The following is a 19,178-nucleotide window of genomic DNA, read 5'->3' on the forward strand; positions in this document are numbered from 1 at the left end:
GCATAATATTGCTTTTAAATGTGTGTGATTTTTGACGCTCGGAGGACAACTTCATCATACCCTAGTTCAGCAACGCCAAATAACCCAGCCCTGTCAAATTAAGTTGACACGCCTTCTATGCATGCCTTAAAAGAACCTCAATCCATCTTTGAGCCTCCGACCTTTGCTACGGTTGATGAAGAACGCCGTCATCGCAAGCAGCGCCTTGCTGCGGCCTTACGTCTGTTTGGACACTTTGGGTTTAGTGAGGGCATCGCGGGGCACATTACCGTCCGCGACCCTGAACACCTGGATTGCTTCTGGGTGAATCCGTTGGGTAGACACTTCAGTCTCATCCGGGTCAGCGACCTGCTCCTGGTGAACCATCAAGGTGAAGTTATAGAGGGGCACAAGCCTATTAACACGGCAGCTTATGCAATCCATTCTCAAATTCATGCAGCCCGTCCTGATGTCGTGGCAGCAGCACACGCTCATTCAATTTACGGCAAAAGCTGGTCTAGTCTCGGTCGTCTCCTCGACCCCCTCACCCAAGATGCCTGTTCCTTCTACGAAGACCACAGCCTGTTTGATGACTACACGGGAGTAGTTCTCGAACTTGAGGAAGGCAAGCGCATAGCCCAAGCACTAGGGGAGAAGAAAGCCATTATCCTCCGCAACCACGGTCTACTCACGGTAGGTCATTCAGTTGATGAAGCCGCTTGGTGGTTTGTCGCACTGGAACGCTCTTGTCAGGCGCAGTTGATGGCAGAGGCGGCTGGCATCCCCATCCTCATCGACTCCGACAATGCTCGTCTGGCGCAGCGCCTGGTAGGTTCACATCAGCTAGGCTGGTTTAGCTTTCAACCGCTTTACGAATTAATCGTACATCAACAACCTGAACTGCTGGAGTAAAGCAGGTTTGATGAATTTTGAATAGAGGACTATTTAGCAATCTCAAGGAATGAGCAGTGATTTTTTCAACCACGCTCTGTACAAAATAGAAAATAGCTAGGAGATAGATATGAAAATAAATACACAGCTTTTATCAGAAAATGTTGGTCAACAAATCATCAATACAGATAATATCAATATTTTAGACCTGGACAGGGAAGAAATTATTAACCTGTTTAAATCTTATGGTTTCTTGCTGTTTAGAGGGTTTGAAAATAGTGTTGACACTTTTACCCAATTCACTAACTCCCTTAGTAAAGATTTTCTGGATTACACCGGAGGCGTCTTTAATCGCCGAGTAATTAATGGGAATGCAACTATTTTAAGCGTCAATGATTTTAATGATGAGATTAAATTGCATGGAGAAATGTACTATCAGAAAGATATTCCGTTAATGCTTTGGTTTTTCTGCGCTCATCCAGCATCACAAGACGGTGAAACAATACTATGTGATGGTAGGCAATTGTTTAATGAACTCAGCAGTCCACTCAAAGAGTTATTTAGGAATAAAAAATTAAAATTTTTGGGTCATTTGGATAAGGAGCGTTGGCAGACACAATACAAAACTGATGATTTAAGAGTAGTAGAACAGACCTGTAGAAGCAATAATTTACTATTGCAAATCAACGAAGATGAATCAATCAATCTTCAATTTATCTCTCCAGCAATACACCCAAGTAGATGTGGAAAATATCCGACCTTTATCAACAGTTTATTGCCAGCAATACATAGATATAAAAACGTAGTTTGCTTTGATGATGATTCAGAAATTACTGATGATATTGTTTCTGAGCTTAATGAATTGGCTGAGAGAATAACTACAGAGATATCCTGGGAAACAGGGGATATTCTAATGGTTGACAATACTAGAATCATGCATGGCAGAAGAGCTTTTTCTGATAATCAACGGGATATTTATTTGCGGTTATGTTCTCCAGCGTTTCCGTTCTAAATGCAAATCCACGCAATTGGGGCATAGGGCATAGGGCATAGGGCATAGGCATAGGGCATAGGGCCGAAAAGCATCAGACCGAAAAGCATACCTCACTTTCTTGAGAACCGCTGTAGTAGGACATAAGGATCGTCAATTAAATAATTTCCCTTTTTTCTTGTGGGATGGGCTCTCGTAGCCCGTCTATCGGGGACGGGCTACGAGAGCCCATCCCACAACAGTCATGAAAAGTGGATTTTATTTAATTGTCATCCCTAAATAAACGCAGCCATGTCATGGCGAGCGAAACGTAGTGAAGCGAAGCAATTGGCTTGCGCTTTGAGATTGCGACACGCAGTGAACAATGACATTGTTTATTTTTATCCAGCTAGTTAAAACATCTAATTAGACTTTTGCAAAAAATCGGTTATTTGTTGATTTCTTCCCTCTTATTTTCCCTTCCATTTGTTAAATGGGTTGCCTTCATCCCTCTTGCTTCTTGCAATAACTCGAAACGGTATTTTCCAAAAGCATAGCAACAGTCATCGGCCCGATTCCTCCCGGTACCGGCGTGATAAATTCGGCTACTGTTTTAACAGCATCAAACTCAACATCTCCGGCCAAACGGCTAGTACCGTCTGGATTGACAACGCGGTTAATACCGACATCGATTACTACCGATCCAGGTTTGACCATATTAGCTGCAATCATTTCTGTACGGCCGACTGCGGCTATTAGAATATCGGCTTGATTGGTGATGGATTCTAGATTTTGCGTCCGTGAATGAGCTACTGTAACAGTACAATCGGCTTCTAAAAGCATCAGCGCCATCGGTTTACCCACCAAAATACTGCGGCCCAAAACTACAGCGTTTTTCCCTTTCAAATCAATCTGGTATTCTTGCAATAACCGCATTACTCCGGCGGGAGTACAACTCCGCAAACCTTCTTCCCCGCGCACCAAGCGGCCTAAATTTACAGGGTGAAGTCCGTCAGCATCTTTGTCCGGGGCAATTTGGTACAGCAGGGCAATTGCATCTAAGTGTTCTGGTAGCGGTAGTTGAACTAAAATGCCGTCTACTCGATCGTCCTCGTTGAGTGCACGAATTGCAAGTTCTAGTTCGGCTTGAGTAGCGTTTGCGGGGTAATGCTGGCCGAAGGAAGCTATGCCAACTTTAGCGCAGGCTCGCTCTTTGTTGCGAACATAGGCTGCGCTAGCTGGGTTGTCCCCTACCATCAGCACCGCAAGTCCCGGAGGACGCCCTTTTTGGGGTTGTAGGGCGCGGACTCGATCGCTCAGCTCGCTTTGAATCTTTTGGGCTAAAGCTTTACCATCTAATATGCGAGCAGTTTTGGCTTCCATTGTAGACTGTGGGTTAGGGGTAAGAAACGGCTGACGATTTTAGATTTTAGCTTAAACGCTCACCTAGATTGTGCAGCAGTCTCTTCTGAGTTGCGATCGATTTTTCCAATTCTGTTACAGTAAGTCGTATCTCCAATCTTCAATCATTTGACTAAATGACTACTGTAATTAAGCAAGTTTGGGTTAAAAAAAGCTGCATCGGCTCTTTATCGCTTATATTCGCCAGCGCTTTGTTCAGTTGTGGCAATTTACCTCTGTCTCAACTTAATCTGGGCTTTAATGTCGCTAGCATTGGCGACGTTCAACAAAAGCGGCAAGTCGATGCTGAAGTTTATCTCCGGGGAAAGGTGGAAAATCGCGCTCCGTTTGTCGGGAATGCGGCTTATCAACTTGAGGATGGTACTGGCAGTATTTGGATTTTAACCAAGCAAGATTTGCCACAACTTGGTGATGAAGTGTTGCTTAAAGGCGAAGTGCGGTATAAAAGTATTACGCTGAAGGAATTGGCTGGTAAGGATTTAGGTGAGGTTTATGTTGACGAAATAGAACAGTTAAAGCGCACTCCGGCCGACAAAGAAAAATAAGAAGCAAAAGGTTATTTGGAATTGGGCATCGGGCCTAAAAGCATCGGGCATTGGTAGCCCCTTACCAATAACAACTAAAAAATAAAAACTAACAACTAATCACTGTACCAATTATACCAATTTAATGTGAAGTTCACATATCTCGATCCCCTTCGCATTCCCCGCATCGTTGCGGGGACTTTGAGAAGAATCTTGTCCCCCCCTCCGGCGGGGGGTTAGGGGGGATCGGATTCTACGGGGCCTCATAAAAAATTGGTATTACCAATTACCAATTCCCCATAACAAATGAATAAAATTCACGTGGCGGTCGCGATTTTGTACCGAGAAGGCAAGTTTCTCTGCCAGTTGCGGGACGATATTCCTAATATTAGGTATCCGGGACATTGGGCTTTGTTTGGCGGACACCTAGAACCGGGGGAAACGCCAGAAGTTGCCTTACTCCGGGAATTGAAAGAAGAAATTAGTTATGCTCCTGCTAGTGTCTCTCTTTTTTGTTGCGATGTCGAAGGAGATGTTGTCCGACACGTTTTTTATTCACAACTTAGTGCAGATGTCAAGGATTTAGTTTTGCTTGAAGGTTGGGATATGAAGTTGTTGACACCTGATCATATTCGGGCTGGCGTTTGCTATTCCGAGAAAGCCGGAAATGTGCGATCGCTCGGTCTGCCTCACCAACGTATTTTGTTAAATTTTATTGACTCGAAAGCCACCGTGAATATGAACTAACGTACAGTACAATCACTAACAAACCACATATGCGACGTAGCTAGGCCCGCGAGAATGCTCGCCAACTGCCACAGCTCAGCCGTTGGTCGGCAAAAAATAGCAACAAGACCCAACAGAAGGTTACGCGCAGATAATGCAACCCTTTAAACTGCCAGAATTTTATATGCCTTGGCCGGCACGGCTGAACCCAAACCTTGAATCAGCGCGAGTTCATTCCAAGGCGTGGGCCTATGAAATGGGCATACTTGGTTCAAAAGAGGAAGCCCAAGGACAACCTATTTGGGACGAACGCCAATTCGATGCCCATGACTACGCCTTGCTTTGTTCCTATACCCATCCAGACGCACCAGCAACGGAGTTAGACCTAGTAACCGATTGGTATGTGTGGGTATTCTTTTTTGACGATCACTTTTTGGAAATCTATAAGCGCAGTCAAGACCTGGTTGGGGCGAAGGAATACCTCGATCGACTACCCGCATTTATGCCAGTTTACCCGACTCAAGCCCCTCCCGTTCCCACCAACCCAGTAGAGCGAGGCTTGGCTAACCTGTGGTTTCGCACCGCTTTTACCAAGTCTGCAGAATGGCGGCAACGGTTCTTCGAGAATACCAAGCACCTCTTAGATGAGTCGATGTGGGAACTCGCCAATATCAATCAAAATCGGATTGCTAACCCGATCGAATATATCGAGATGCGGCGCAAAGTCGGCGGCGCACCCTGGTCGGCCAATCTCGTCGAACACGCTGCGTTTGTAGAAGTTCCAGCTAAAATTGCCGCTACTCGACCGATGCGAGTTCTCAAAGACACATTTGCCGATGGAGTGCACCTTCGCAACGACCTGTTCTCCTACCAAAGAGAAGTGGAAGATGAAGGTGAAAATTCCAATTGTGTGCTTGTGCTTGAGAAATTCCTCAACGTTGACGCCCAAGAGGCCGCTAACATCACCAACGATTTGCTCACCTCGCGGTTACACCAGTTTGAGAACACCGCAATCACTGAACTTCCCCTCCTCTTTGCAGAGAACGGCATAGACCCCGTACAGCAGGTAAACGTTCTCCTCTATATCAAAGGACTTCAGGATTGGCAGTCGGGCGGCCATGAGTGGCACATGAGATCGAGCCGCTACATGAACGAAGAAGCGGAAAATTCTTCAGCCACAGGGCGATTGGCGATCGGCCCCACAGGGCTGGGAACTTCCCTGGCGAGGATTTTCGATTTACCAAGGGATACCAAGCGTCCAGGAGGATTGAAGACACCGGAGAAAGTCAAGGACGAGTTTACATACGAGTTTAAATTTCCCAACTTTTATATGCCGTTCTCAGCCCAGGTCAACCCCCACCTGGAAGCAGCCCGCGTGCATATCAAGGCGTGGGCTTCTGCAATGGGGATGTTAAGCCCCGTAGAGGATACACTGAACCTTGGCCTCTGGGACGATCGCAGGTTCGACTCAATGGATCTCGCTTTCTTTGCAGCAGCAACCAATCCAGATATGACCGTCCTGCAACTGGAACTGGTGGCCGATTGGTGTGTCTGGATGTTCTTCGAGGATGACTACTTCCAGGAAAGATATAAACGCCCTCGGGATCTAGCGGGGGCTAAAGATTTCATCAACCGAATACCAGCCTTCATGCCAGTGGATCTCTCTCCTCCCCCTGCGCCAACCAACCCCTTGGAAAGGGCTTTGGTCGATCTATGGCCCCGCACTGCCTCCCACCTGCCGCTGGAATGGCGGCAAAAGTTTGCTAACCATATGCAAAACTACGTTGAGGGGGAATGGTGGGAAATTAGCAATGTCGTCCAAGATCGAGTCCCTGAACCAGTGGACTACGTTGAGATGCGTCGCCAGACTGCTGCCGGAGAGATTACGATCGCCCTGGCTCAATATGACCTCAGCGAGGACATCCCGCCGGAAGTTCACTCTAACCGACAGATACAATCGCTAAACAACATCACAATTGATTGGATCGGTTTATCCAACGACATTGTTTCCTACCGGAAAGAAATGGAGTTTGAAGGCGGAATCCACAATAGCGTGTTAGTCATCAAGCGATTTCTTGACTGTCCTTTACAGGAATCGGTCAACATTGTTAACAATCTCTTGACCGCTCGATTGAATGAGTTTGAACATATCGTCGCCGAACTACCAAATCTATTTGACCAGCTAAACCTAGACGCAAATGCCCGCCAGCAATGCCTTGCCTATGTCAAAAGATTGAAGATTTGGATGGCGGGTAATTTTGTTTGGACTCAAAAAACTCGCCGCTATACCGACTTTCCTTCCCCCAATCTTCCGAAGGCACAGCCAGGAGTCAGCACTCCCAAAGGGCAAGGAAATTCAGCTTTCAATATCGGCTCTTTCGTCGGTACGAGCAATCCTTTTGTCAATAATCGCTAGACAAGACTTGAGAATAGTTTAGACACAAATTATGCAACCATTTAAACTGCCAGATTTTTATATGCCTTGGCCGGCACGGCTGAACCCAAACTTGGAAGCAGCGCGAGTTCATTCCAAGGCGTGGGCCTACGAGATGGGAATACTTGGCTCAAAAGAGGAAGCCCAAGGACAACCTATTTGGGACGAACGCACATTCGATGCCCATGACTACGCTTTACTTTGCTCTTACACCCATCCAGACGCACCAGGGACGGAACTTGACCTAGTAACGGACTGGTATGTGTGGGTGTTCTTTTTTGACGATCACTTCCTGGAAATCTATAAGCGCAGTCAAGATTTGGTTGGGGCGAAGGAATACCTCGATCGACTACCGGCATTTATGCCGATTTTTCCTAACGAAACCCCTCCCGTTCCCACCAACCCAGTAGAGCGCGGTTTGTTAAACCTCTGGTCTCGCACTGCCTTTACCAAGTCTGTAGAATGGCGGCAACGATTCTTTGAGAGTACCAAACACCTCTTAGATGAGTCGATGTGGGAACTCGCCAATATCAATCAAAATCGGATTGCCAACCCGATCGAATATATCGAGATGCGGCGCAAAGTCGGTGGCGCACCTTGGTCAGCCCATCTCGTCGAACACGCTGCGTTTGTAGAAGTTCCAGCTAAAATTGCCGCCACTCGACCGATGCGAGTCCTCAAAGACACATTTGCCGATGGAGTGCACCTTCGCAACGATCTATTCTCGTACCAAAGAGAAGTGGAAGATGAAGGTGAAAATTCCAATTGTGTGCTTGTACTTGAGCGTTTCTTGAATATTAGTACCCAAGAGGCGGCTAATCTCACCAACGAGCTGCTCAGCTCGCGGTTGTATCAGTTTGACAACACTGCTGTTACCGAGTTGCCCTCCCTTTTTGAGGAGTACGGAGTAGACCCCGTAGAGCGTGTGAACGTTCTCCTCTATATCAAAGGACTTCAGGATTGGCAGTCGGGCGGTCACGAGTGGCACATGAGATCGAGCCGCTACATGAACGAGGAAGCGGGTAATTCTGCGACACCGACGCTGAATCTAGGCCCCACAGGGTTAGGCACTTCCGGGGTGCGCTTGGAATCGTTATACGCCACCTTGGGTTTAGGAAGGTTCAATAGCTTTACTCACGTTCCCTACCAGCACGTAGGCCCAGTAAAGCTGCCCAAGTTTTATATGCCCTTCTCTACCACTTTGAATCCCAATCTGGATAATGCACGGAAGCATTCCAAGGACTGGGCGCGCCGGATGGGGATGCTGGACGAGCTACCGGGCATTCCTGATGGCTTTATCTGGAATGACCACAAGTTTGATGTTGCCGATGTCGCCCTATGCGGCGCGTGGATTCATCCCAAAGGGTCTGAGGATGAGCTAAATCTGACAGCGTGCTGGCTGGTGTGGGGAACCTATGCCGACGATTACTTCCCAGCAATCTACGGGAATAACCGGGACATAGTTGGTGCGAAAGTGTTCAACGCCCGAATGTCGGTTTTCATGCCCCTCGACGACTCCACTCCCCCTGCCGTGCCGACTAATCCGGTGGAACGGGGCTTGGCAGATATTTGGTCTCGCACTGCTGGCCCCATGTCCCTCACCGCCCGGACTGAGTTCCGCCGCGCGATTCAGGACATGACTGACAGTTGGGTGTGGGAACTCGCCAACCAGATCCAAAATCGGATTCCTGACCCGATCGATTATATTGAGATGCGCCGCAAGACGTTTGGCTCGGATTTGACGATGAGCCTGTCTCGACTGGCCCAGGGCGGCGAGATCCCGATGGAGATTTACTACAGCCGACCGATGCGATCGCTGGAAAATGCTGCTGCCGACTTTGCCTGTTTCACTAACGATATCTTCTCGTACCAGAAAGAAATCGAATTCGAGGGCGAAATCCATAACGTCGTGCTGGTTGTGCAGAATTTTCTCAACTGCGATATACCCCAGGCTGTCGAGATTGTGAACAATCTGATGACCGATCGGGCACAACAATTTCAACACATCGTCGCTACTGAATTGCCTGCCCTATTCGACGATTTCAACCTGGATGAAAGTACCCGCAACAAACTGCTCGCATACGTCGAGAAATTAGAAAATTGGATGTGCGGCGTACTCAGATGGCATATCAAGGTAGACCGCTATAAGGAATTTGAATTGCGTAATAGTGCTTCCCCAATAGCGCGACTGCTCAGCGGTCCCAAAGGGCTGGGCACATCGGCAGCACGGATCGGATCGCTGTTGGGTGCCGGAAGAACTGAGTCTGGATTGCACTCAATCGATGACTCCCTTCCCGCCACAAGATTATCCGATCTTTCCCTTTCCCAGTCACCAGTTCCCAATCCCCAATCCCCAATCCCTAACTCTTACTGATGCGTATTAGTAATTACGCAGTATCCACTAATTGTAATATTACTGGTAATTGGTGCTAGTTCATTGGTAACAAGTTAAGCTAAAAAGCATTTGTCAATCAGCAATTATGCTCGAGATTTACTCGGATTTTGGGCTCAAAACTGAGATTTGGGCGATCGTGCGATCGTGCCGAGGGTGCTATTTATACCTACTCCCTCTCAAATCGTGAATTTTCCACTCCTCAAACAGCAGTTTTTTTGAGTAATATTACTGATTGACAAATGCAATTAAGTCTTAACTTGTCACCCATGGTGCTAGTTGGTCGTCCTTTCTATGGATTTTTGACAAATTGTTTATTTTTGTTTTTAATTCTAAAATTATTTTTCAAATAAAAATAGTGTGCCAGCTCAAAGCCAATATCCAGTCAAACTGGATCTCAAACAACTAGGCTATCATGACTACTTCTAAGATTCCCAATCGAGTACAAATTCTCAAGGATAAATTTAACAACAGCGTCGAATTGCCCTTCTGTGACCTGCTACCAGAAGCCACCATTCAGGAAGCTCTCGACACCCTTGAAATTAAGTACCGCCGCCGACTCTTTGACCCGTTTGTCACACTGTGGGCATTTCTTTCCCAGGTTTTAGATGCCGACAAGAGTTGCCATAATGCTGTCAGTCGGGTTATTGCTTGGTTATCCGGTGAAAATGTGGAAATTCCCTCCCAGGATACTGGTGCTTATTGCCAACCTCGTCAACGTCTACCAGAAAAACTACTGCAACAACTATTTGGTAAAGTAGCAAAAAGTTTAGAGAACAAAGTTACTCCAGAATACTTATGGTGTGGTCGTCACATCGTGATAATTGATGGTTCAACTGTATCGATGCCAGATACAGCTAAAAATCAACAAGCTTATCCTCAACCTAGCACTAAATCTCCTGGCTGTCGCTTTCCCATTGCTAAAATTGGTGTTTTATTCAGTTTGGCTACAGGTGCTGCTATTGCTATCGTTATCGATGTTCTCAACACACATGATATCAAGTTGGCAAGACGACTGTATGAATTTCTTAACCCAAATGATGTGCTTTTAGGAGACCGGGCTTTCTGTTCTTATGCGGATGTTTTTTGTCAAAAACCGTCAAGCAGATGTCGTATTTCGTAAGCATCAAGCACGTTTTCAAGAGCTACGAAAAAGTAAAATTGTAGGGTCACATGATAAGCCAACTGTTTGGAAGAAGCCTCAAACCTGCGATCGAGGCTCAACCAAAGAAGAATTCGCCACACTTCCCCAAACTCTCACTGTCCGAGAAATCCACTACTATATTGCTATTCCAGGATTTCGGACACAACAAGTTTCTCTCATCACCACTTTATTAGACCGAACTACTTAATGGAACGCACCCGTTCTGTCCTACCGACCTCCTACCACCCGATCTGGACATCCTCGAGAATGCCGACGGCGTCGGGGACAAGGATAGCGGCGGAGAAGTAGTTGCTGACCAGATAGGAGATGATGGCCTTTTCGTTGATGCCCATAAAGCGCACGTTCAACCCTGGCTCATATTGATCGGGTAACTCCGCAGGCTGAAGACCCACCACGCCCTGATTGTCCTCACCGGTACGCATGACGATGATCGACGTGGTCTGGGTCTTTCTGTCGATGGGGATTTTGCCACAGGAATAGATGGGGATGCCGCGCCACGCCGGAATGCGGTTTCCACCCACATCGATACTTTCCAGGTAGATACCGATTCTGTTGCACTGACGCGCAAAGGCGGCGATGGCACGCGGGTGGGCAAAAATGTACTGTGAATTGCGCCGCCGGGTGATCAGCTCATCAAAATCATCTGGCGTGGGCGGGCCGTTGCGGGTAGGGAAGCGCTGGCTGAGGTCGGCGTTGTGCAGCAGGCCGAACTCTTGATTGTTGACCAATTCGTACTCCTGGCGCTCGCGCAACTCATGCACAGTCAATTTGAGCTGTTGTTCGATCTGGTTCATCGGATCGTTGTAGAGATCGGCAACGCGGGTATGGACACGCAGCACCGTCTGCACCAGGCTCAACTCGTATTCGCGCGGCGAGGTCTCGTAATCGACAAAGGTCGTGGGCAGCACGGGTTCGCCTGTATGACCGGCAGCTAACGCAATGGCGGCCTGACCGTGTGTATCTTGGGCTTTTGGCGGGCGGGCTTTGAATTCTGCGATGTGGGCTTGCAGCGATTCAGAGGAAGCCACCACCTCTTCAAACGCCCGCTGCGTCAGCACCAACACCGTGCAGCGCGTGATCGCCTTGATAGTGAAGTCCCAGAGATCGCCGGATTCGATGATAGCCTGGTAGGTGAAGTGGTCGCCATCGGCCAACACCGCAAGCTCCACCTCATCGCCATAATTGCCCGTACCGATCTTGCTGACCTTGCCGTGGGCAATCAGCACAATCTGGTCTGCGGGGGTTCCCTTTTCCACCAGCACATCACCGGGTTGAAACTCCTGCTGCACAAAGCGATCTGCCAACGTGTTCAACACCATTTCCTCGTCAAACTCGCGCAACAGGGCCATTTCGCGCAACTCTTGCGGGATCACTCGTATGGTGGACCCCACATTGGTAAAGGTCACTCGGCCATCGCCCAGCGCATAGGTCAAGCGGCGGTTGACGCGATAAGAGCCGCCGCGCAACTGCACCCAAGGCAACAGGCGGCTGATCCAGCGCGAACTGATGCCCTGCATCTGCGGAGCAGTCTTGGCGGTTGTGGCTAACTTGCGCGCCGCATCTGTACTCAAGCTCGACTGCTCTGCTAGCATCTGCCCATTTGGGTTAACGTCTTCGGTCATCTTTCACCTTGATTTCTATGTGAACATAACTCTTCTGGTTTATTCAACCATATACAGTCCCGTTGAACCATGTAGGCTTCTCTGGTTAGGTTGATGATTGTGAATCCATCTGCGGGGTAGCGTTGCTGTTCTTATAGCGCGGGTTGCTGTTGTGCCATTCGAACGCGCCGCCCATCCACCCGCGCAATCCGCGCAGGAACCGCTGAAGCTCCGCGTTGGGTACGGCCTGGAGCTTCTGGTGGCATTCCCGAAAGTCATGAACCAGGTCGTTGTGAAACTTGACGGTGATCTCCGTCGCCTCTTTGATAGAGCAGCCCCGATCCGCCGCAATCTGTAGCACCATGTTGACTGGTGGCTTCTCGTCTGCCAGATCTTTGGCGACCGAAAGGAGATCGTTGACCATGACGACGGCCGTCCCGGCCAAGAACGCTGCGTGACGGACACGGGGTTCAAAGAAGAGATCCGCCGGCAGGATGTACCCACCGATGGGGTCGATCAGAGTCATGGAGGTGTAGAAGCTGTCGTGCTGGCGCGCAGCCAGGTACTTCCAGGCTGGCGGGTACTCGTCGGTGTAGCGCCACGCCGCATAGGCACTCCAAGAGACAAACATAGAGAAGGTGGCGTAACAGGTGCGCTGCACTTGCTCGGGTGTGGCGTACTGGGCCAGGTAGTCGATGCCGGAGCCCAGGGCCACGAGGACGCGCTCCGCAGCCAGGGCCTCCTCCAACGGTGGAGTAAATTCCCCCGCCGGGGGTGGCGGGTCCATGGCGGTCATCGCCAAGAGGAGACGTGGGGGGAGCAACATTGGATCCGCACCGAGCTCGCTGTCGTCAGCGTAGTAGTCGTCGGCTGCCCACCAGGCCATGTTCAGCTTGGCACCGATCAACAGCCGATCTGGGTCGTCGCAGTCCGGGTGGGCCAGCATAACCAGCCGTCCGAACCGTACCTTGCGAATCTTCTCCACCTCGTCCTCATCGAACCCGCACTCCAGTGCCCAGGCCGCCAGCCGATCGTCTACCTCGTCCGCCAGCGGCTCGTTGAATCGCTCGGTAATGGGGCAGTAGAGCGGCGAGGCAGTCCCATCGCCCCAGGATCTCTCTGCATAGGCCGGATCGAGGTCCCCCGCCGGGGCGAGGTCTGCCTGGAGCAGCCGTGGATCCAGGTTACCGGCACGAGCAGCCTTTGCCAGCTCGCTCACAAAGCGAGCGGCGGATGTACCGAGGCCAGTCGGACCGAATAAAAATGCGGTACTCGTATCATCCAGGTTGGTATCTTTCATAGTCTTATCCCTGTATCAGAGTGTTGGTGTGTAGTCCGTGTGCAGTATCCGCGCTACGCACCACACCATGGTGCGGTTTGTGTTTTGGATAAGCCTTACCGAATGATACGATCGGCGACGATGAGCAGGTAGTGGAAGCTGCCCTCTTTGTATGCCGTAAGGAAGTAATCCTCGACCCCGGTGACGAGCGAAGACTTGGCCCGCAGTTCCCAGTAGGGAATCGTTAGGGGAGTCAGGTCGGTCACGGTAATCGGCACGAGGTTGTTCGCCGCCAGTGCCTTGAAATATTGACTGCGCGGATGGATGTTACAGATGTAATGCGCATCGATCTGGCTGACCGCCCGCGAGCGCCCCCCCGTAACGTCGTTGTAGCAACCCGTGATGCAGGCGTAGCGACCACCATCCTGCAAAAGGCGTGCAAACTCGGCGAACAGCTTGAACAGATCTACATACATGGTGGTCTCATTCGTCCAAATGCTGCGCATGGCTCCCGTATCGAAGCCGGTATCCAGCATGTTGCGAAAGTGGAACTTGACCTTGTCGGCCACGCCGCGCTGCGCAGCCTGGTCGTTGGCAAACTCGACCTGAGATTCTGAGATTGACACTCCGTCGACCTGACAACCAAAGCGTTCATTGACCATGAAACTGGTGCCGCCGCGACCGGAACCGCCATCCATCACGCGGTCATCAGGCTTGACATCGCCCAGATGGTCGAGCAGGAACACCGCCTGGGCGTGTTCGAGCCGGTGCAGCTCGCGAATCATCCGATCGTCGCGCTCACCTTCGGGAGCCTCCAACACCGACCAATCGACATCGCCGATCCCGTAGTGGTGGTGGTAATAGCCGTCAACTTGGCCGAGCAGCAGATTAACGGGATACTTTTCTTGGTTCCAATAGTTGGCAACCGACTTCTGATATTCGCTGCGCAAAACATTGTCGGCAGTGATATTTTGGGGGATGTCCATAGAATGTGTTACTCGTCAATAGCTGTTTCAATGAGTGTATGGTGGGCGTTGCTTAATCAAGGTATGAAAAAAATCAGTTGAAAATTCAGAAGCTTTGTGGATACAGGTTTCTATGACTTGCATATTTACCCTTTCATACCGTAAATCAGCAACGCCAAGATGCTGACAGTTGACTGTTCAGGTATCTCTGCCGGGATTTACTAGCGTCCTAGCTCGACATCTTCGAGCACGCCGACGGCATCGGGTACGAGGATGGCAGCGGAGAAGTAGTTGCTGACGAGGTAGGAGATGATGGCTTTCTCGTTGATGCCCATAAAGCGCACGTTCAACCCTGGCTCGTGCTGATCGGGCAACGCTGCGGGTCGAAGACCGACCAGACCTTGATTGTCCTCACCGGTACGGACAACGATCACGGAACTGGTCTGGGTGTTGCTGATGGGAATCTTGTTGCAGGGCAAAATCGGGATGTTGCGCCACGCCATGACTCGTTCGCCCCCCATATCATGGCTGTCGGGGTAGAGACCCAGCTTGTTGCACTCGCGGCCAAAGGCGGCAATGGCACGCGGGTGGGCAAAAATGTACTGTGCATTGCGGCGGCGGGTGATCAGCTCATCAAAATCATCTGGCGTGGGCGGGCCATTGCGGGTGGGGAAGCGCTGGCTGAGGTCGGCGTTGTGCAACAGGCCGAACTCTTGGTTGTTGACCAACTCGTACTCCTGGCGCTCGCGCAACTCGTGCACCGTTAGCTTGAGTTGTTCCGCAATCTGGTTCATCGGATCGTTGTAGAGATCGGCAACGCGGGTGTGAACGTGCAGCACCGTCTGTGCCAGGCTCAACTCATATTCGCGCGGAGAGGTTTCGTAATCAACAAAGGTCGTGGGCAGCACGGGTTCGCCGTTGTGGCCGGCGGCCAGCTCGATGGGGGCCTGACCGTGCCGATCGTGAGGCTTGGGGGGTTGGGCTTGAAACGCCTCGATGTGCGCCTGAAGAGATTCTGAGGAGTTGACCAGTTCTTCAAAAGATCTTTGTGTCAGCGCCAAGACCGTACAGCGCGTGATCGCCTTGATGGTGAAGTCCCAGAGATCGCCGGATTCGAGAATGGCTTGATAGGTAAAGTGGTCGCCATCGATCAACACACCCAATTCCACCTCATCGCCATACTTGCCCGTACCGATCTTGCTCACTTTGCCGTGAGCAATCAGCACAATCTGGTCGGCGGGGGTTCCCTTTTCCACCAGCACATCACCGGGTTGAAACTCCTGCTGCACAAAGCGGTCGGCCAACGCGTTCAAGACGGTTTCGTCTTCAAATTCGCGCAGAAAGGCCAGCTCGCGCAGCTCCTGGGGAATTACCTGAATCCTTGACCCGACGTTCGTAAAGGTGACGCGACCATCACCCAGCTCATAGGTCAAGCGGCGGTTGACGCGATAAGAGCCGCCGCGCAGCTCCACCCAGGGCAACAGGTGGCTGAGCCAGCGTGAGGTGATGCCCTGCATCTGCGGAGCGGTCTTGGTGGTTGTGGCCAACTGCTTCGCTGCCCGAGTACTCAGGCTCGACTGGAACGCTTGTGTCTGCCGATTAGAATTCACATCTTCTGCATATGTCATGTTTTACCCCTTGATTGTAATGAATTGGTTGATGGTTATATAGCGGTTCTCAAAAAGATTCGCGGACGTAGTTGGGATGCGAGCCCTATACGTTTAGTGGTTATATAAGCTGTCAGTCATACCTCATCTTTCTGAGAAACGCTATAGGTCGTGTTGACATTTGATATTCTCAAAGAGCATATCAAATGTCAAGCGTTTAGCGTGACGCGACAGCTATAGAAAAGAAAGGGAGAGTTAGGACAGTATTTTAAAGGCTTCTATCCCACATTCGGCAGCCTCAACTGTCACAAGAGCCTTCCCTTGCTGCTTCGCCATAGAAACAGCACCTCCGGTCAAATAAATTAAGTATTTATACTTAATTTATTTGACATGAATAAATAACTGGACCGATTTTTTAAATTTCATCTTAAGTCGAGGTGAAATAGCACTCGCTCTTGATATAATAGGGCTTTTGTCCCCCGAACAAATATCAAACCAAGGGTGTATAATTTCCCGCATACTCCGAACAAGTGCGATAGTAGAATGAACCCTAATCTTGAAATTCAAGTTCAAAACCTCGATCGTTTAGGTTGAGTGGCTGGGGTCATTGATGAAATAGGAATTGTTGAAATAATCAATGAAATAGTCCCTGAACAAGCCGGAGAAAAAGTCAGCTCGGGACAGGCTGCAAAAGCCATGATTCTGAATGGACTTGGCTTATTTTCCTCACCTCTTTATCTATTTTCAAAAATTTTTGAAGGGAAAGCCACACAACATTTGATTGGAGCGGTAATTCAACCAGAACATCTTAACGACGAGCGTTTGGGAATAGTTTTGGATAAACTTTATCTGGCGGGTGCTGGCCAAATCTTTACGGCAGTGGCTCTGGCTGCTGTTGCAAAAATTTAACGCAGACACTCAGACGGTTCATTTAGATTCAAGTTCATTTCACGTCCACGGTGCATATTTGCCCAAAATGCCGGAAGTCTATTTCACAACAACTCCAGATGCAGAACATTCAGTCTGTCAAGCATCTCCCCTACCAATTTCTATCACTGATGGATATTCCCGAGATCGCAGACCGGACTTAAAGCAGTTGATGTTAGATATAATTTGCAATGGCGATGGAGATGTTCCATTGTTTTTACGAGCCGCCGATGGCAAGGAAGCAGATTCATCATTATTTGCCCAAATTCTCTGTGAATTTAAAAAGCAATTTGAGGTCGAGGGTTTGATGGTAGCCGATAGTGCTTGATCTAGAGAGAATAATTTAAAACTTCTGGGTAATTTAAAATGGTTAAGTAGTATAACCCCCTCAACGATTAAACAAGCCAAACGGCTCATCTCTCCACTGAGGGAATCAGATTTCATAGAAAGCCAAATTCCCGGCTGTCGCCAGTCTGAACATCCGAGTAATTATGGAGGAATAGAACAACGGTGGTTAGTAGTAGAAAGTGACATTCGTCGCCAGTCCGAGCGGCGGCAATTAGAAAAAAAAGCGGCAAAATCCGAACAAGAAGGGCAGAAAAAACTTCGGGAATTATCGGCTCAAAAATTTGCGTGTTGACTTGATGCCTTAATGACCCCTCAGACTCTATCGAAACAACTGAATTATCATAATTTAACGGATATTAAAAGAGAACAGAGTTCAAAAAAAACTCGAAAATTTCCCCCCAAAAAAAACAAAGAATTATCGACAATTTAAGCCTCATTAACAATCGATTAAAATTTAATATAAAGAGAAACCCGACAAGCTGGACGTTTGATATTAGCGACTAATGTTCTGGATGTGAATGAGTTAAGCAATGCTCAGATGATTGCTAAATATAAAGAACAGCAATCCGCCGAACGAGGATTTGCTTTTCTCAAATATCCTTGATTTTTTAGGGACAGTGTTTTGCTAAAAAGCCCGGAGAGAATCGAGGCCTTATGTTTAATCACGGGCCTGTGTTTATTGGTTTATACGTTAGCTCAACGCTATCTACGTCAAGCCCTACAATAGGCTAAATCAGGCCTAAAAAATCAATTAGGCAAACGGACTGAACGTCCGACATTGCGATGGATATTTTAATGTTTTCAAGCGGTTCATTTATTAACGATCGACTCAGCCAAACAAATTATAAATTTGACGATTGAAGGATTAAAAATATTATGATTTCCCCCAAAATAGCGAGAAATTACTATTTATTGATTCGACGGAAAATCCTTTGATTCTTTCTTTTTAGCTCTGTACTTTGAAGTAATACCAATTAAAAAAAAGAATGCAACAGTATTCTTGTTACCCCCGCTATGCAGCGGGAGGGCTAAGGGGGTCGAAGAGTGTTGCACGATTTTAGAAAAATGGTATAAGATAAGTTTCAATTTCTCAAAATAATGGCTTTGAAAAAAGCCTAACTTACGCTGTTTAATTTTAGAACAAAGAGTAGATTAAGCGCTCTTTTTATGCCGATACTTTATGGAAATATAGCCTTTCTCAAAAAGATGAGGTATGACTGACAGCTTATATAACCATTAAACCAAGAGGGATATCTTCCCAACTACGTCCGCGAATCTTTCGCTCGAACTGCTATAGATTTTTTTTTGAATTCAATGGTTTCCCCAGCATAGAAGTGAATAAAAATGGGTGTCAGAAAGCGTATGTGACAGTTGAGGGTGCGGAAAGTGGGTTCTATCTTGGTGTTGCGGATTGGTGAGGAAGACCAGGGCGCGATCGGCCTGCACCAAACTGGTATCGCCGACGAATACCAACCTGGCCTGTCTGTCCGATTTATGGGCATCGAGGAAAAGGCTATTATTTCTTACCTGGTCACCGCCTACTACTCCGTTGCCGTTCTTGTTCCCGACGCCCTCGGTATCCTTGAAGATGTTGAAATCGGGCGCTAGGAAGGTTTTAGGTTTTTTGACCCTGAAAGACGATCGCAAACCTTAACGATCGAGGGCAAAAAAGTCCTTGCATTTTCGTAAAAATTCAGAAAAGATAATAGACGTTGCGTGCGCTGGTGAGATACATCCAAAGCAACTTCTAGCGTCCTTAAACAAGAGTTTAGACTCGGCGTGGTTGCTAGTTACAGAGTGGCTGCTTTTATGCCTACAAAGGCGAAATATATTTTCCTCCTCTGGGTAGATACTAAATAAGCTGTTGTGCATTTAAATTGAATGTCAACAAACAATCTAAGTCTTGTGGGGTGGGCCTCCTAGGCCGCCCAAAATATGCAATTTAAAT

At 48.6% G+C, this 19,178-nt stretch carries 13 protein-coding genes and 1 pseudogene; 9 read left to right on the forward strand and 5 right to left on the reverse strand.

Features of this window, described 5'->3' with window-relative positions; all coding sequences use genetic code 11:
• The first annotated feature begins 117 nt into the window (after window positions 1–117).
• Window positions 118–891 carry a class II aldolase/adducin family protein gene (locus QUA99_RS13375; RefSeq protein ID WP_333237333.1) on the forward strand — a complete coding sequence of 258 codons (774 nt, stop codon included), beginning with the start codon at window positions 118–120 and terminating at the stop codon, window positions 889–891.
• Window positions 892–1,000: 109 nt separating this feature from the next.
• Window positions 1,001–1,882 carry a TauD/TfdA family dioxygenase gene (locus tag QUA99_RS13380; protein ID WP_333237330.1) on the forward strand — a complete coding sequence of 294 codons (882 nt, stop codon included), beginning with the start codon at window positions 1,001–1,003 and terminating at the stop codon, window positions 1,880–1,882.
• Window positions 1,883–2,344: 462 nt separating this feature from the next.
• Here QUA99_RS13380 and folD read toward each other — a convergent pair whose 3' ends face one another.
• Window positions 2,345–3,223: a bifunctional methylenetetrahydrofolate dehydrogenase/methenyltetrahydrofolate cyclohydrolase FolD gene (folD, locus tag QUA99_RS13385; protein ID WP_333237328.1), complete on the reverse strand. Its 879-nt coding sequence runs from the start codon at window positions 3,221–3,223 to the stop codon at window positions 2,345–2,347.
• A gap of 155 nt (window positions 3,224–3,378) precedes the next feature.
• On the opposite strand from folD, the gene QUA99_RS13390 reads away from it, so the two are divergent.
• The 5 genes from QUA99_RS13390 to QUA99_RS13410 all read left to right on the forward strand — a co-directional run bounded on the left by QUA99_RS13390 (window position 3,379) and on the right by QUA99_RS13410 (window position 10,461).
• A complete protein-coding gene (locus QUA99_RS13390) occupies window positions 3,379–3,807 on the forward strand; it encodes a DNA-binding protein (RefSeq protein WP_333237326.1) in 429 nt (142 codons plus the stop codon).
• 285 nt (window positions 3,808–4,092) lie between these two features.
• Window positions 4,093–4,533 carry an NUDIX hydrolase gene (locus tag QUA99_RS13395; RefSeq protein ID WP_333237325.1) on the forward strand — a complete coding sequence of 147 codons (441 nt, stop codon included), beginning with the start codon at window positions 4,093–4,095 and terminating at the stop codon, window positions 4,531–4,533.
• Between the two features lie 133 nt (window positions 4,534–4,666).
• A complete protein-coding gene (locus QUA99_RS13400) occupies window positions 4,667–6,928 on the forward strand; it encodes a terpene synthase family protein (RefSeq protein ID WP_333237323.1) in 2,262 nt (753 codons plus the stop codon).
• 31 nt (window positions 6,929–6,959) lie between these two features.
• On the forward strand, window positions 6,960–9,320 hold the full coding sequence (locus QUA99_RS13405; RefSeq protein WP_333237321.1) for a family 2 encapsulin nanocompartment cargo protein terpene cyclase: 2,361 nt from the start codon (window positions 6,960–6,962) through the stop codon (window positions 9,318–9,320).
• Window positions 9,321–9,753: 433 nt separating this feature from the next.
• A complete protein-coding gene (locus QUA99_RS13410) occupies window positions 9,754–10,461 on the forward strand; it encodes an IS4 family transposase (protein WP_333237319.1) in 708 nt (235 codons plus the stop codon).
• A gap of 260 nt (window positions 10,462–10,721) precedes the next feature.
• On the opposite strand, the gene QUA99_RS13415 is transcribed toward QUA99_RS13410, so the two are convergent.
• From QUA99_RS13415 to QUA99_RS13430, 4 genes are all read right to left on the reverse strand, one after another.
• Complete coding sequence (locus tag QUA99_RS13415) at window positions 10,722–12,125, reverse strand: family 2B encapsulin nanocompartment shell protein (protein WP_333237316.1); 1,404 nt, start codon at window positions 12,123–12,125, stop codon at window positions 10,722–10,724.
• An 85-nt stretch (window positions 12,126–12,210) separates the two neighbouring features.
• The gene (locus QUA99_RS13420; RefSeq protein WP_333237314.1) at window positions 12,211–13,404 is read right to left on the reverse strand and encodes a family 2 encapsulin nanocompartment cargo protein terpene cyclase; all 1,194 of its coding nucleotides are present in this window, start codon (window positions 13,402–13,404) and stop codon (window positions 12,211–12,213) included.
• Window positions 13,405–13,499: 95 nt separating this feature from the next.
• Window positions 13,500–14,369: a geranyl diphosphate 2-C-methyltransferase gene (locus QUA99_RS13425; protein ID WP_333237312.1), complete on the reverse strand. Its 870-nt coding sequence runs from the start codon at window positions 14,367–14,369 to the stop codon at window positions 13,500–13,502.
• 200 nt (window positions 14,370–14,569) lie between these two features.
• A complete protein-coding gene (locus QUA99_RS13430) occupies window positions 14,570–15,976 on the reverse strand; it encodes a family 2B encapsulin nanocompartment shell protein (protein ID WP_333237310.1) in 1,407 nt (468 codons plus the stop codon).
• Between the two features lie 573 nt (window positions 15,977–16,549).
• Between QUA99_RS13430 and QUA99_RS13435 the strand changes: the two are divergent.
• Together QUA99_RS13435 and QUA99_RS13440 are read left to right on the forward strand one after the other, a co-directional pair.
• Window positions 16,550–18,110: pseudogene (locus QUA99_RS13435) on the forward strand (IS1634 family transposase).
• A gap of 506 nt (window positions 18,111–18,616) precedes the next feature.
• A complete protein-coding gene (locus QUA99_RS13440; protein WP_333237308.1) occupies window positions 18,617–18,838 on the forward strand; it encodes a hypothetical protein in 222 nt (73 codons plus the stop codon).
• The last annotated feature ends 340 nt before the right edge of the window (window positions 18,839–19,178 follow it).

Source organism: Microcoleus sp. F10-B2 (assembly GCF_036704965.1).
GTDB lineage: Bacteria > Cyanobacteriota > Cyanobacteriia > Cyanobacteriales > Microcoleaceae > Microcoleus.